The following is a 15035-nucleotide window of genomic DNA, read 5'->3' on the forward strand; positions in this document are numbered from 1 at the left end:
TGAACCAGTTTGCTATCCTGTTTGGCGAGCGCTTCACGCTCGCACGTGGCTAGAAATCTTTAAACCGCCTCGCACACAAAAATGCGGACAGGTTCACGATTTCCCGTGCGACACACAGGTTGTCTTCAATGATCAGAATGTTCCGCATGTCATGACCGGCATCGATTTCGCACTTAGGGGCCCGGGATCCATCCCTACGTACACCAGCACGTTGTTCGTCGTTCGGTCAGCGCCGCAGGATGGGCTACAGGTGGCTAAACACATCCTTCGACCGTTTTATTCCACTCCCGTAAACGAAAACCAGGCCTATTTGCAAGAAAATGTTCGAAGCAGGGGGGGCGGCGAGGAGAAACGCGGTTTGCGAAAAACAGACCGGTGACTCGCTGGCGCGGCAGGCCGTGCGGTGGACTACAGATAGACCGTTCGTCAGGCAGCTTCGCTTTTCGTTGCCGTCTTCAACATCTGACACAGCGCCGTCTTTACTTCTTCGATGACCGGCGGCCAATTGCCCAACTCACGTTGGCGGAACAGCCGCATGGACGGATACCAGGGGCTATCAGTGCGGTCTTGCATCCAGCGCCATTCCGAATACCCCGGTACAAGAACCCATACAGGAAGATTAGCGGCACCGGCAAGATGAGCGACGGATGTGTCGACCGTGATGAGTAGATCAAGCGTGTGAAGGATGGCAAGCGTGTCCGCAAAATCGACAATGGCCGGTCCCAACGTATGAATGTCAAATGTCCCGGCGAGGATTTCGCTATCGCGCTCATGGTTGCCTTTCTGAATGGAGAACCATGTCGTACCGGGTAAGGCGAACAGCGGCACCATGGTTTGAACGCTGATCGATCGAAACCGGTCGAGTGAACTGTCGGGACCGCCTGCCCACACAACGCCGATGCGTTTGCGTCTGTCGCCGTCCGCTGCGGGTGCGATGGCTTTTATACGCTTGCGCCAGAAATCGAGTGTGTCGGGCTCCGGTGCGAGGTAAGGCATGACGATCGGTAGCATTGGCAGGTCAAGCTTCATATGCTCGGGCATCCTCAGCATGTAGCTCCAGTAATCGTATGGACCGGGAGGCATCGCCGTAAACACGGTTCTTATACTCGAGATGCTCGCCGCAATACGTGCGATACGTCGGTTGACCAGTACATCGACCACTGCTCCGCGCTGACTCAGCCAAGCGGCAAACCGGATAAACTGAATCTCATCACCGCACCCCTGCTCACCGACAATCAGGAACGTCTGCCCTGTCACCGGTTCGCCGTCCCATCGCGGAAAGCCAGGAACAGCGAGCGTTATATCCGGAAGCGAATAGAATGCCCTAAGTCGGGCCCAACCTTCAGCGAACTCTCCCCGAACGAGTTGAACCTGTGCGAGCTGATATTGCATCGCCGGATTGTCAGGCATGAGGCGCGCGGCTTCCCTGCTATGCGGCAAACTTTCGGTCGTTCTCCCGCGTATGTTGAGCGCAACTGCCGCATAGTGATGCAACGCAGCGCGTTGCGGATTGACGGCAAGTCCCTGCTTGGCAACACTCAAAGCTTCGCCAAACCTGTCGCCTTTGACGAGCACGAAAGACAGCCGTTCGAGTACCTCCGCATTGTCTGAAAATCGGGTTGTGATCTGTTCGATCGCGCCAACGAGTTGTGCGGTGCGCCGTGCCTTCGAAAGTGCTGCGACCAGTTCAATCCCATCGTTAGGATTTGACGCATCGATCGCACAGGTCTTTGACCAGAAGTCTGCCGCATCGTCTATATCACCCAGCTCTGTACTGATGCGGGCGATAGCGCGAATTGCATGGTGCAAGCGGGGCTCTATTTCGACGGCTTTTCTGTATTGAATTTTGGCTTCGAGCAGACGTCCCGACAATCGAAGGCAGTCGGCCAGATTCCGATGCAACGTCGCCGTACTTCCTGCGATGCTGATGGCTCGGCGATAGAACGCCTCGGCACGGTGATGTTCGCCCTGAAGCGCTGCAATCAGACCTGCGTGCTCCCACAGTTCAGCTTGATCTGGTGCGTCCTGCAGAGCGAGACTGATATGTCGAGCCGCCTCGTCGATCATATTGATATGCACGCATGCTAGAGCGATGCGATGACGCGCGTGGATGTCGTGTGTGCGTACGGCCAATACTTGTTGATAAGCATCCTTCGCGGCTTCCATACGGCGCTCGGCGAAGTCTGAATCGGCTATTGCGAGCAGACCGCCGACATCGACCGTATCGCGATTTGAAGGGGGATCCGTTGGCATTCGATGTGTATCCATTGACCTGTCTCATTCAACGGAGTAGTTGACCGACAATGTGCGAATCCCTTCGACATTTTGACCAGAAGGAGGCGCGTCTGTTTGTACCGGACTGTAAAGATAACGAGGATAAAACGCAGAATTTGTATCGACAATCAGCCGCATCCGGTTCGTGTGTCGGAGGGTGCGCAGGAAGTGTAGGAATGGATGTAGGGCGGCCCGGCACGATGCCTGAGATCATGCAGGCCGCTTAACAGAAAAAAGACAAATAGGTTTGCGCGTCTTCGGGTTGACATCGACAACCGACGCAGGTCTTTTCACTGAGACGCAGCCTGTGCCCTCAGTCGTCGAGACGCAACCAGCGTAGGACTGTTTTAAGGGACTCGTTGTAAAAAACCGGGCAGACAAAATCCCCACTATTTAATCCCAAGAATCCAGTGAGAAAACCGTTCCGCATCAGCCGGAGAGATAGGATTCGGCGGCATTTGAGCGCCAGTATTCCACTTCCCAGAACTCCCTTCGAGCATGCTCTTCTTAAGCTTGGCCACTGCATCAGGATCTCCCTGATACCGCTCGGAGATAGCCCGAAAAGGCGGCCCGACTTTAGTGGTATCGATAGAATGACAAGCCCGGCAGGTCTGTTCGCTTGCCGAGCTCGAGTGTGCGGCATTCGCGGCATCCCCGGCTGCCGTGGCAGCAAGGGCTCCAGCACCAGGCGTTCCCCCAGCCACACCCACGAGAACCAGAAACCCCCCAATCCATTTCACAATCGCACTCCAGAAGGAAAACAAAAAAGCCCCGCCGAACGAAACCGCCGGCAGGGCAAAAGCAAAGCGCTCAAACCAACTGCATGGAACAACAAAAAACCAGACCGCTCACCGCGGCGGCCAGGGCTTGGCCGGCGCCCCAATCACAGGCTTCCCGAGCAACGGCGTCGACAACGCATACGCGCCATTCTCGGTAAAGGCCCAAATGATATTGCGGTCGTACTCGGTATAGATCGCCAGCACACCTTTGCCAAGCGTATAACTCGGCAACTCGCTCTCATCGGCCAGCGCAGGCACGAAGTACCCGGCAATAGTCGGTTTCTCCGGATTGCGCACATCGAAAATCTGCACGCCGGCGTTATAGAACGAGTACGGAATCACCCCTTGCCGCGCGCCACCAGGCTGCCCGATCGCATTCGACCGCTTAGGCCCAAAGTTCCCGCCGCGCTGGCAGAAACTGGTGAACGGCGCACCTTCCGGCGGCGTGGGCTGCGGCAATTTACCCGCGACCTTCAGATGCGAAGGATCGCGCGCATCGACGACAAAGATGTCCTTATACGGCTCATAGCAATCGCGATTCATCGGATAACCGCTCGTCAGCACGAAGCCCGTGCGTTCGTACTGGCTGACATCGGCATTGTCGTACTCGGTGCCGGCAAAACTCGGCGCCGTATTCACATTGCCGAGCACCTTCGGCTTCGCCGGATTCGACAGATCGAACGAGTACAAACCCAGCCCACCCATCGCGCCGAAGCCGATCTTGCCGCCTTGTTCCAACGGCTTCGGCAAAAAGATTGGAATCCGCGACCCCATCCACGAAGTCCGATTCCCCGCGCGCGGATTCTGCAGATAAGCCTGCTCGTGCGCTTCGTTGCCAAGAATCTGGCCCGGCACCGAGATCTGCGAAACAAACTTCGGATCGGCGGGGTCCGACATGTCCCACACCTGATAGCCGGGCGAATACAGATAGTTCGGGTACTCGGTCAACGCATAGCTGTCGTCCGGCGCGGCCGACAGAATCATGTACTTGCCGCCGTAGTACTCCGGCGCATCGAGCGAACCCGAACCCTGCTGCTGGCCGATCGGCGCATCGGGATGCTTGTAGTCGGTGGTACGCGTCGCGATCAGCTTCCATTGGCTCGGCAGTGGGCCGTCCATTTCGAAGACCTTGAAACCCTTCAGCGAGTTGTAGTGACGCTGCGCCTCGACCTTGTCCGGTTGTTCGCTCTTGTCCGTCATCAGCCCATAGCGGCCAATTTCAAACGATGCCACCAGCACCGGCTTGCCGAGCTTCCTGCTCCACACGATGGTGGCGCCGCCCAGGTAGTTGTGGACGTTGTTCGGATCGAAGTGCTCGGTCGGTCCTTTCGGGCCCCACGTGCCGCCTTCCGAAAACACCACCTTGCCGTGGGCGGGATCGGTCACGTCCATGATCCGCAGATAGTCGCGGTCGTGAATGTAGAGGTAACGCTTGCCGTCGAAGTCGGCGATATTGTTCCAGGCGTGAAAGGGCGAATCGACGAGCGGATAGAAGGCCAGCACCTTCACGTCCTTCGCGTAGCTCTTCTTGTCCCACGTGGTCATTTCGCCGGGGAAGCGTTGGCCCTGGTGGACTTCGGGCGTCGCCTTCGGCCACACGAACTGACCGGTCGCCGGGTCCATGCCGTAGTCGACGCCGGGCTTCAGCGGCAGGGGCGGGCGATTCGGCGTCAGGCGCAGCCACGCGGCGAGGTACGGGTCCTTGACCGCGGGCGTGCCGGGCGTCGCCGATGCAGCCGCAGCGGTTGCGGCCGTCGCGTCCGATGCAGCCGCCGCAGGTTGCGCTGCGTCGCCGCTCGCGTACGCGGCGGCCGACATGAACGCCAGCAGCGCGCCGGTTGCGAGAGTTGATTTCAGATGGCTTGTACGAAGCATGGGCTTCCTCCTTTTTATATTAGAACGCGTGACGAATACCGAACTGGAAGCCGCTCGGATTCTGTCCCGCGTTCGGATAGACCTGGAACGTCACCGGATACGCGACCGGCACGTTGTTCTGGCTCTTGACGTGAGCAAACGTTGCATACAGGTCGGTGCGTTTCGACAAACCGTACAGGTAGCCGATCACGCCGCCGGTTGCGCTGGAAATGCTCTTGTTGTTGTCGTCGTGACGATGCACCACGCTGACGTACACACGGCTGCGTCCGTCGATATTCCAGCGCGCGCCGACCTGCGCGTCCCAGCCCTGCGAATTGAACGCGACATACGGCGGGTAAGCGTAATAGCCGTTGTACGTGTGATAGATCAGGGTCGGCTCGAAACCGCCGAACTTGTAGACGGCGGCAAAGTAGTTATCGCGCGACGAATGAATCTGCGACGACTTGAAGATGTCTCGCGTGTACTGCAACTCGCTCACCGCGCCGAGGAAAATCGGCCCGTGGCGATAGTCGAGGCTGGTGCTCAGAAAACGCCCCGCGCGGGTGCTGTCGCCCACGCCGGTCGTGGCCATGATGCGGCCGGTGAAACCGTAGAAGCTCGGCGTCTTGTACTGGATCGCGTTATCCACGCGATACGACGCGTAGAAGAACTCCATGTTGTTGACCATGCTGAAATCGGCCGCCCAGCTCGGATCGGCGTAGCCCGCAATCCAGTACGACGGCGTGAACTGACGCCCCATCGTCACTTCACCCCAATTGCCCTTGAGACCGACGAACGACTGGCGGAACTGCGTCGACTGCACGCCGTTGTTCGCGGAGAACATCGGCTCGACGGTGAACACGGCCTTGTTGCCGCCGCCCAGATCCTCGACGCCGCTCAGGTTGAAGCGCGAGTTGTTCAGCCCGCCGCTCGACATGCGCGTGACGTTGCCGCCCGAGCCGGAAGAGATCAGATGTTCGATGTTCAGGTCGACATAACCGGACAGCCAGACGCTCGACTGAGCATGTGCCCCGGCGCACGCAAGCAGCATGGCGCCTGACACGAGAGTCTTCTTTTTCATTCCATCTCCAAACAAATCGTCGTTCTTTTCGTGTTGTTGAGAGTGCTGTCGTCGCGCGCGACAGCCGCGGTTCCATCCTTTTCTGTCGTGTATACACAAACTGGAAAAAATTATACCCATGGCAAAATTTGGATTCCGAGCTTTATTTTTTTATACAAAACAGCGGTTTAGTTATAGCGGGTTGACCCGAATGGCATAGCGCGTCAAAACAGATGCCGGATTCCGGTCGCATAGGTCATCGCCGTGCCGTAGCCGGAAAGCCGGTCGTAGACGGTCAGCAGATACAGATCGGTGCGCTTGGAGAGGAAGTAGTCGAGGCCGGCCGAGCCCGTATTGCGCCCGCTGACGGCGTTTTTCGGCGCGCTGCGGCGCGTGTAGGCCCATTCGGCGAGCGCGCTGAGCTGAGCCGTGAGCGGCACGAACAGGCCCGCTTCGACCGTGTGTGCGCCGATGCCGGTCGAGTCGGTGCGCAGTCCTTGCAATGCGCCGTACAGTTTGAACAGCGAAAAATCGTACGCACCGCCGACGAGGTACGCGTTCTGTGTCGGCGATGCGACACCGGCCACCACCCGAGTGCGTTGCACGGTCGCGACAGCGGTGAGCGAACCGCCGGCATAGGTGGTGGATAACGCGGCGTTGTAGACGCCGTTCGAGCCCGCGAAGCCGCCGGGCGCATACACGGCCGTGGTGGTGAGGCCGTTCAGATTCGGGCTGGTGTACTGGATGCCGTTGTTCCACACGGTGTCTCCCGCGATGCTGCCGCCGTAGGGCGCGGTGAAGGTCTGCATCACCAGCGGCGAAAACAGGATCGACGCCTGAAACGGATTGACCGCCTGTTCGGCGAGGTAGAGCAGGTTGGTGTGCCGCCCGAGCGTGACGCGGCCGAACGGGCCGGCAATGCCAGCGTATGAATTGCGTCCCCAGAACGGATCGGCGGACGTGCGGCCGACGCCGCCGTTGGTTGGCTGGAAGAAGCTTTCGAGCACGGCAATCGCGCGATAGCCGGCGCCGAGTTCCTCGTTGACGCGGATACCCCAGTACGGCGCGGTGAGCCCCGGGCTTTGCTCGGCGATCGCGGCAGGCGGCCCGTTGCTGCGTTTGGTGTCGGCGATATCCAGGCCGACGAGGCCGTACAGCGTGACAGACGTCTGCGCATGGACCACGCGCGACGCGAGCCCCCACGCAGTGACGCAAATGAGCGCGAGCGCGCCCAACGATCGAACGTTCATGGCGGATCCTCTTTTGAGCGGTTGGGGACAGCGGGAACAGCGGGAACAGCGGACATCGGAGCGGGCGGCGCGATGCGGCGCCACCCTGTTTCAGGCGGTGGGCACCGCAAATTCGATCGGTGCGCGAGCGAAGTGCTGCGACAGACTGGCGAGCAACGCGTCGCGCTGCGCGATCCACGAAGCGGGCGAACGGCCCGCGATATGCGGCGTGATCAGCACGCCGGGATGGTCGAGCAGCGCGCGCGGCACCTCGGGTTCGCTATCGATCACGTCGAGCCCCGCACCCGCGAGCGCGCCGTCGGCGAGCGCGTCGATCAGCGCCTGCGTGTCCAGCACCGAACCGCGCGACACGTTCACCACGTAGCCGTGCGGCCCGAGCGCGCGCAGCACGTCGCGATCGATCAGATGTTTCGTGGCCGGTCCGCCGTTGCAGGCAATCACCAGAAACTCGCTGTCCCGCGCGAGTTCGACGAGGCTGTCGTAGTGGCGCCCGGGCGCGTCGGCATGCGCCCGGCGTGTGTGATAACCGAGCGTCACGTCGAAACCCTGCGCGCGCGCGGCGATCAGCCGGCCGATCCGGCCCATGCCGACGAGACCCAGGCGTGCGCCCGTCAGCGTCGGCCGTTCGGCGCGCGAGTTGTGCCAGTTGTCGGCGCGCACCGCGTCGGTGAGCGGCGCGTAGCCGCGCGCGAGCGCGAGCAGCAGACCGATTGCATGATCGGCGACGGTCGCCGCATTCGCACCCGGTGCATGCGTCACGGCGATGCCGCGTCGCGTGGCGGCGGCGACATCGACATTCTCATAGCCCGCACCGAACGCGCTGACGATGTCGAGCGCGGGCAGCGCGGCCATCTGCGCGTCCGACAAACCGGTCGAGCCGTTGGTCACCACCGCGCGCACGTTCGCCAGTTCAATGCGCGACGACAACGCCTCGGCGCTCAAACCATCCGGATGGTGGTGCAGCGTGTAATTGCGCCGCAGCGCATCGAGCGTCGCATCGGGCAGCGGGATCAGCGTCAGCACATGCGTGCCGCTCGGGCTTGTGCCAGTGCTCACGCCCGTGTACGTGCCCGTGCCCGTGCTTAGGCCCGCGCTCATTGCGGATCGACGGACGGCGCGGCGGACGAACCCACCGTCGGCGCCACTTCTTTCACCGCGCCTTTCCAGCCGTTTTCGGTGATATCGAACACGGTGCCGTCGGGCATGCGGTACTTCACTTCGTAGAACACGTTCGGATCTTTTTCGTGGCGTCCCGTCAGATAGGTGCCGCCGGCCGCGACCACGCGCGCCGCGGTGTCGTCGACGTTATCCACCCACATGCCGAAGTGGATCACGCCGCGCACGTCCTTCAGGCCCGCATAGCCGGGCACGGTTTCGTCCTTGAAGTTGAGCAGCGCCACGTTCATCGTGCCGTCGGTCATATAGATGCCGCGCATCGCGTTGCCCGCGCGACGCATGCCGAACGCCTGCTCGAAGAATTGCGCGGCCGCTTCGGGATCTTCCACCGAGAGCGCGATATGACGGAGCTTGTCCATGAGATGTCCTTGGGTTGTCCTGACGATGAATCGCCCGCAGGCGAAGGGAGGGTTGTCGTGACTGTGAAGCATGTGTGTCCCCAACTTCACCAGGTATACTACGTATAACAAATGTATACACAAAAACAAATTGATATACCAGAATGGCCTTCATACGCTGATCGGGACGCGCTGCGCTCTGGCGATTTCGCTTGGGAGCCCGGCTTGTAGCGCCCGCTTCAGCAGCACGCTTCAACAGTCCGTTGAATCACCGCGATGTATGAAGGACCACCGATGCAGACCTCGCAGGAACCCTTAGGCAGTCTGTCCGCCGCCCTCAGGCAGCGCTTCGCGCAGATCGGCCCGCTGTGGGCGAGCGATATCAATGCGCACCGCGATCTGGTGATCGACGCGTATTCGCCGTTGGTGGCGGCGGCGCGCGATGCGGGCGCATCGTTCGAAGCGGCGCGCGACGTTCCGTACGGCAGTCATGCGCGGCAGCGGCTCGATGTATTCGTGTCGGACGAGACGCGCCGCAAGGGCAACGCCGACGTCGTGCTGTTCGTCCACGGCGGCGCTTTTCTGCGCGGCAGCAAAAGTTTCAACGGACTCATCTACGACAACGTTGCGCGCTGGTTCGCGCGGCAGGGCTGCGTGGCGCTCAATGTCGAATACCGCCTCGCGCCGCAAGCGTCGTATCCCGCTGGCGCCGACGATGTCGCCGCCGCATTGGCATGGGCGCATGCGCATGCCGCCGGGTTCGGCGGCGATCCGCGCCGGATCTTTTTAGTCGGTCATTCGGCGGGCGGCGCGCATGTCGCCAGTTATCTCTGCGATCCGCTGTTTGCCGCGCGGCGTGAGGATGAAAACGCGCCGGGCGTCGCGGGCGCCGTGCTGATCAGCGCGCGGCTCGCCGCCGATGTCTTCCCGGATAACCCGAATGCCGCCGGCGTACGCGCTTATTTCGGCGCGGACGAATCACGCCATGCGGCGCGCTCGCCGCTGACGCACGCCGACCACTTCGACACGCCGCTGATGGTGGTGGTCGCCGAATACGAGAACCCTTATCTGGATGCCTACGGCGCGGCTTTTTTCGAGCGCGTGCTGCTGGCGCGTCAACGCGCCAGTAACGCGCGAGCGAAACGCGCACCGCGTTTCGTGCAGATGCCGCGGCACAACCATACGTCGGTGGTGGCGCATTTCGATTCGGGCGAGACGTTGCTGGGGGACGCGATGCTCGATTTTTTCGGTGGGTAGTTGACGAGCCGAGTCGATCCACGCCACTCGTTGGCGTCGTTGACCGGCGTAATCGACCGGCGTAATCGACCCGCGTCTTCGACCCACGTAAATCGACTCACGTAAATCGACTCACGTAATCGACCGTCTTAACCGACCCGCCCAAGCGACGCGCTTCACCGCGCCGACCGCCGTCACTGTCCGCATGACCAGCAAGGAGACCCGCATGTCCCGCACCATGTCCCCGAACGACGCATCCGCATCCGCATCCCCATTCGCGACCCCCCGCGTTTTCGCCCCGGTTATCACGCCCTTCACGGCGGACTCGACCGTCGACGCGCCGCGCTTCGTCGCGTTCTGTCGCTGGCTGGTCGGGCAGGGCGCGGGACTCGCGTTATTCGGCACCAATAGCGAGGCCAACTCGCTGAGTCTCGCCGAACGGCACGCGTTGCTGGACGACGTGGTCGACGCCGGCATCGACCCCGCGCAGATGTTGCCGGGCACTGGCGCATGCGCGCTGCCCGATGCGATCGCATTGACGCGTCACGCGAACGATGCCGGTTGCGCGGGCGCATTGATGCTGCCGCCGTTTTTCTACCAGGGCGTCAGCGACGACGGTCTGTTCGCGTACTACGCCGACGTGATCGAAGCGGTCGGCTCCGAGCGCTTGCGCGTGCTGCTGTATCACATCCCACAGTTCACGGGCGTGCCGATCACGCATACGCTGATCGAACGGCTGATCGCCGCGTATCCGCGCACGGTAGTGGGGATCAAGGACAGTTCGGGCGATTGGGCCAACACGGCGGCCATGCTGGAGAAGTTTCCCGGCTTCGCGGTGTTTCCCGCCTCCGAGGCTTTGCTCGGTAAAGCGCTGCCGCTCGGCGCGGCCGGCTGCATTTCGGCGACCGCGAATATTCAGCCGCACGCGATTGCGCGTCTGCTGAACGCGGCGACACCGGAAAAGCGAACGCAATGGGAAGGCAAGGTGGCGACGGTGCGGCTCGCCGTGCAGGCACAACCGATGATCCCCGCGCTGAAAAGCATCGTCGCGCACTACGCGAACGATGCCGCATGGAATCGCGTGCGCCCGCCGCTTACGCCGATGAACCCGGCGCATTCCGGCGCGCTATTGCAGCAGTTGGAAGCGTTGGGGTTGTCGATGCCGTCGATGGCCGCGCTCGCGGCGGTGGCCGCGTGAGCATGATGGGGCAGTTGTTCCGCGTGTTCCCGCTTAAGCCGGCCAGCGCGTCGGGCCTGACTTCACGCGCTCTCGCGCTCCGCGCGTTGCCGTTTGAGCCGGCCCAGCACCACGATAGACAGCCGCGCGGTGTGGTCGCGCATGGCGTTGTACGCGCGTTCCGGTTCGGAGTTGAGAATCGCCGAGACGATCTCGCGATGCTCGTCTGTAGCCGCTTCGAAGCGCGACGGCGAAGCCGGCTGCGCGGCGCGAAAGCCTGCCAGCCGCTGCCGCTGTACCGCCATGATCGACGCCAGCGACTTGCTTTGCGCGCCTTTGCAGATCAGTTCGTGGAAGTCGCGATTGAGTTCGAAGTACTCCGCTTCATCGCCGCGCGCGATCGCGGCGTTCATTTCGGTTTGCAGCTCCTCGAGCTGCTTCTTCTCGACGAGGCTCATACGCTGCGCGCTCAGACGGCAGCACAGCGCTTCGAGTTCGCACATCGCCTCGAGCATGTCGGCCAGCTCGTCGATGCTGAACTGCGCGACCACCACGCCTTTGCGCGGCGTCAGCTCGACCATGCCGCGCGCGGCGAGTTCGCGCAGCGCTTCGCGGATCGGTGTGCGCGACGCGTTGAAGCGTTCGGCGAGCGCCGCTTCCTCGAGCTTCTGGCCCGGTTCGAGCGTGCCGTCGATGATCTCGTCGCACAGCAGGCGGTAAATCTTGGAAGAGAGCGTGGTCATCGTGATGGTCGTGGGTTGAGCGAAACCGTGGGCAGGCGGCCCTCATTATGCGCCAGCGGCCCAACCGCCTCAATCGCCACCGCGCATATCCGGCCAGTGCAAGCCCATGCAGTGTACGCGCGAACGTGTTTACGCCCCGATAAGTGTATACGATGATTTTAATAAAAATACATGGGTGACTGAATGTATACGAACTGTGCAGTGCGCGGATAACGCTCCCGACAACTGAACGATTCCCCACAAACGCAAAAAAGCGAGGCAACACGTGACCTGGTTTGGTATCGCAACTTATGAATCGAATGGCCGCCGCGCCACTGGCCTGGCGGTCGGCGACGCGCTGTACGACGCGCGGGCCGCGTTGACGCAAAGCGCGCCGAACGCGTCCGGCGCGGAGATCGACGATGTCGGCAGTCTGATCGCCGGATGGGAAAGCGACGGCGCGGCCATTGTCGAACGGTTCGGCGACGCAGCCCGCGCGATTGAAGCCGGCACGCTCGATCTCGAACCGCTGGCTGGCCACACGCTGTGCGTGCCGTACCAGCCGCGGCGGATTTTCGCGGCGGCGTCGAACTATTACGAGCACGCGCTGGAGATGGGTACGGAACTGGCGCCGCGCGAGGAAAGCACGCCGTACATGTTCATGAAGGCGGAAACCAGCGTGGTGCCGACGCTCGCCAGCGTGGTGATTCCGCCGCACGCGGAGCGGGTCGATTGGGAGGTGGAGCTGGCGGTGGTGATCGGCAAGGCCGGTCGCCATATCGCGCAGCGGGACGCGTACGACTACGTTGCCGGGTACACGATTCTGAACGACGTCAGCGCGCGCGACCTGAATCGGCGCACCGACTATCCGTTCAAACACGACTGGTTTCGCGGCAAGAGTTTCGATACCTTTGGTCCGCTCGGGCCGTGGTTCGTGCCGCGCGCGTGCATCGCCGAACCGCAGAATCTGCGCATGCGTCTCGCGGTGAACGGCGAGACGATGCAGGACGGCAATACGTCCGGGATGATTTTCAACATCGCCGAGCAGATCGAATATTTATCGACGATCCTCACGCTGCAACCCGGCGATCTGATCGCCACGGGCACGCCGACCGGCGTCGGCATGGGACGCGGCATTTATCTGAAGGCGGGCGACGTGATGGTCGCGTCGATCGACGGCATCGGTTCGATCGAAAATCCGCTGGTGGCGGGCTGAGCGTCGTCACGCCCGGCGCGTTTTTTCACTCCACTCACGAATGGGGACACGACATGTCGCAGCCGATACGGCACGCGTTTTTGCAGCGGATCATGCAGCGGCCCATGCAACTGCTCATGCGGCCGTTTATGCCGAAGCTTGTGCTGCAGGTATCGCAGCAGATATTGCCGCCAATAGCGAATCAGATATCGCGACCCGTCGCGCAGTGCACCCCGGCGCGGCTCGTGCAACCCGCCGCCTCACCCGCACGGCGCATCGCAGCGGGCGCGGCGGCACTCGCCGCCGTCGCGCTGTTCGCAAGCGCGCATGCGCAAGCCGCCGACGCCGTGCGCGTGAATCTCGCGTGGCTGCCGCAGGGCAGCACCGGCGGCATTCTGCTCGCGCAATCGAAGGGCTACTACCGCGAGGCGGGGCTCGACGTCAGCGTGATGCGCGGCTACGGCGGCCAGCGCACCGTCAATGAAGTGGATGGCGGTCTGTTCGAATTCGGCTACGGCGATCCGGTCAGCGTGATGCTGAACCGCGCGCATGGCGGCCATGCCGTGATGGTCGGCGCGATCAACACGCGCTGGCCGGGGGCGATGTGCTATCTCGAACGGCCCGGCTTCAAGGTGACTTCGCCGAAGGATCTGGCGGGTCTGACGCTCGGCGGCGGCGGGGCGTCGCCGGTACAGAACATCATGCCGGCGTGGCTCAAACAGAACGGTCTCGCGCCCGACGCCATCAAGACCGTGCGCCTCGACCCCGCCGTCATCAACACGGCGCTGCTGCAAAAGCGTATCGACCTGTCGGAGTGCTGGGAGGGCGCGAGCCTGCCGGTGCAGGCGGCGCTCGCGAAGCGCGCCGGCCAGCAACTCGGCCGCGTGTTCTACCGTGATTTTGGTCTGGATATGATGGGCAACGGCCTCGTGACCACCGATACCTTCGTGGCCCAGCATCCCGATGTGGTCAAGCGTTTCGTCGCGGCCACCTATCGCGGCTATGCGCTGATGCGCGAGCATCCGCAGGAAGCGGCGGATGCCATCGCCGCGCAATATCCGGTGCTCGACAAGACGATCCTGCTGCAACAGATCGTCGAGACCAATGGCCTGATTAGCGACAACCCCGCCGACCACAAGACCGGCTGGCTGCGTCCGGCGCGCATGGAGTCGACGGCGGCTTTCGTGTCGCGTGCGTTCGGCACCGGCGCGAAAGTGAAGGCGGCCGATCTTTATACGAACCGATTCGTCGAATGAACCCGATCGGGAGAATGGGCCTCGTCGCAGGATGAGGCACATTCTCCAACCCGCCTGCGCGAGCCGTGGGCAAAGAGGAGACAGGCAATGAACAGTTTGCGTCCGAAGCGGCTTGGACACATGGTGCTGATGGTGCGCGACATCCAGAAATCCGCGCGATTTTATACCGACGTGCTGGGCCTCAAGGTGTCCGACTGGATCGGCGATCAGATGGTGTTTCTGCGCGCCGGCAGCGATCACCACGATCTCGCGCTCGCCCAGCTACCGAAAGATTCCGCCGACTTCGACGATCTGCCGCGTTACTCGCGGCCGGGTCTGGAGCACTTCTCGTATCTGATCGACAGTTACGAGGAAATGGAGCGCTCGGTGAAGGTGTTGCAGGAGCATGGCGTGGAGATCGTGCGCGGCATCGGCCGGCATGGTCCGGGTAATAACCTGTTCCTCGTGTTCAAGGATCCGGACGGCAATAACGTCGAGGTGTACTGCGAGATGACGCAGATCGGCGAACGCGACGCGCACGAACCGCAGGTGTGGGAGCGCACGATCGAATCGTTCGATCAGTATCGCTTCGAGCGGTTCGTCGTACCGCCGCCGCCGCATCTGGTGGCGCAGAAGCAGGCGCAAACATCGGCGCAGAAGCCGGCGCAAGAGTCGACGCAGGACGCCTCGTCGGACCCCGCCGCCGAACCCTCCGGCGATCCGTCCGCTCACCCGTAAT

Annotated in this window: 13 protein-coding genes; 5 read left to right on the plus strand and 8 right to left on the minus strand. The window is 62.1% G+C overall.

All coding sequences use genetic code 11. From position 1 onward, the window contains the following. Positions 1–426: 426 nt before the first annotated feature. The 7 genes from BX591_RS32230 to BX591_RS32260 all read right to left on the minus strand — a co-directional run bounded on the left by BX591_RS32230 (position 427) and on the right by BX591_RS32260 (position 8752). A complete protein-coding gene (locus BX591_RS32230) occupies positions 427–2253 on the minus strand; it encodes a tetratricopeptide repeat protein (protein ID WP_167444657.1) in 1827 nt (608 codons plus the stop codon). A gap of 410 nt (positions 2254–2663) precedes the next feature. Further along, the gene (locus BX591_RS37270; protein WP_338068912.1) at positions 2664–3014 is read right to left on the minus strand and encodes a c-type cytochrome; all 351 of its coding nucleotides are present in this window, start codon (positions 3012–3014) and stop codon (positions 2664–2666) included. 108 nt (positions 3015–3122) lie between these two features. Next, positions 3123–4928, minus strand: coding sequence for an LVIVD repeat-containing protein (locus tag BX591_RS32240; protein WP_111935369.1), 1806 nt, complete (start codon positions 4926–4928; stop codon positions 3123–3125). 19 nt (positions 4929–4947) lie between these two features. After that, positions 4948–5988 (minus strand): porin, encoded by a 1041-nt coding sequence (locus tag BX591_RS32245; RefSeq protein ID WP_111935370.1) that lies wholly within the window; start codon positions 5986–5988, stop codon positions 4948–4950. A gap of 203 nt (positions 5989–6191) precedes the next feature. Beyond that, the gene (locus BX591_RS32250; protein ID WP_111935371.1) at positions 6192–7217 is read right to left on the minus strand and encodes a porin; all 1026 of its coding nucleotides are present in this window, start codon (positions 7215–7217) and stop codon (positions 6192–6194) included. A 90-nt stretch (positions 7218–7307) separates the two neighbouring features. After that, the gene (locus tag BX591_RS32255) at positions 7308–8315 is read right to left on the minus strand and encodes a 2-hydroxyacid dehydrogenase (protein WP_111935372.1); all 1008 of its coding nucleotides are present in this window, start codon (positions 8313–8315) and stop codon (positions 7308–7310) included. Then, entirely contained in the window at positions 8312–8752 is a 441-nt protein-coding gene (locus BX591_RS32260) for a VOC family protein (RefSeq protein WP_111935373.1), read from the minus strand. The genes BX591_RS32255 and BX591_RS32260 overlap by 4 nt, the downstream gene beginning before the upstream one ends. A 273-nt stretch (positions 8753–9025) precedes the next feature. On the opposite strand from BX591_RS32260, the gene BX591_RS32265 reads away from it, so the two are divergent. Both BX591_RS32265 and BX591_RS32270 read left to right on the plus strand, forming a co-directional pair. Continuing rightward, positions 9026–9988 carry an alpha/beta hydrolase gene (locus tag BX591_RS32265; RefSeq protein ID WP_111935374.1) on the plus strand — a complete coding sequence of 321 codons (963 nt, stop codon included), beginning with the start codon at positions 9026–9028 and terminating at the stop codon, positions 9986–9988. 205 nt (positions 9989–10193) lie between these two features. Continuing rightward, complete coding sequence (locus tag BX591_RS32270) at positions 10194–11165, plus strand: dihydrodipicolinate synthase family protein (RefSeq protein WP_244147185.1); 972 nt, start codon at positions 10194–10196, stop codon at positions 11163–11165. 62 nt (positions 11166–11227) lie between these two features. On the opposite strand, the gene BX591_RS32275 is transcribed toward BX591_RS32270, so the two are convergent. Continuing rightward, a complete protein-coding gene (locus tag BX591_RS32275) occupies positions 11228–11887 on the minus strand; it encodes a GntR family transcriptional regulator (RefSeq protein ID WP_111935375.1) in 660 nt (219 codons plus the stop codon). 265 nt (positions 11888–12152) lie between these two features. Here BX591_RS32275 and BX591_RS32280 point away from each other — a divergent pair, with 265 nt between their 5' ends. The 3 genes from BX591_RS32280 (at position 12153) to BX591_RS32290 (ending at position 15034) form a co-directional block, all read left to right on the plus strand. Then, positions 12153–13082, plus strand: coding sequence for a fumarylacetoacetate hydrolase family protein (locus tag BX591_RS32280; protein ID WP_111935376.1), 930 nt, complete (start codon positions 12153–12155; stop codon positions 13080–13082). Between the two features lie 53 nt (positions 13083–13135). Beyond that, positions 13136–14317 carry an ABC transporter substrate-binding protein gene (locus BX591_RS32285; RefSeq protein ID WP_244147184.1) on the plus strand — a complete coding sequence of 394 codons (1182 nt, stop codon included), beginning with the start codon at positions 13136–13138 and terminating at the stop codon, positions 14315–14317. 87 nt (positions 14318–14404) lie between these two features. After that, positions 14405–15034 carry a VOC family protein gene (locus BX591_RS32290; RefSeq protein ID WP_111935377.1) on the plus strand — a complete coding sequence of 210 codons (630 nt, stop codon included), beginning with the start codon at positions 14405–14407 and terminating at the stop codon, positions 15032–15034. The last annotated feature ends 1 nt before the right edge of the window (position 15035 follow it).

This window comes from Paraburkholderia bryophila, assembly GCF_003269035.1.
In the GTDB taxonomy this organism is placed as follows: Bacteria; Pseudomonadota; Gammaproteobacteria; order Burkholderiales; family Burkholderiaceae; genus Paraburkholderia; species Paraburkholderia bryophila.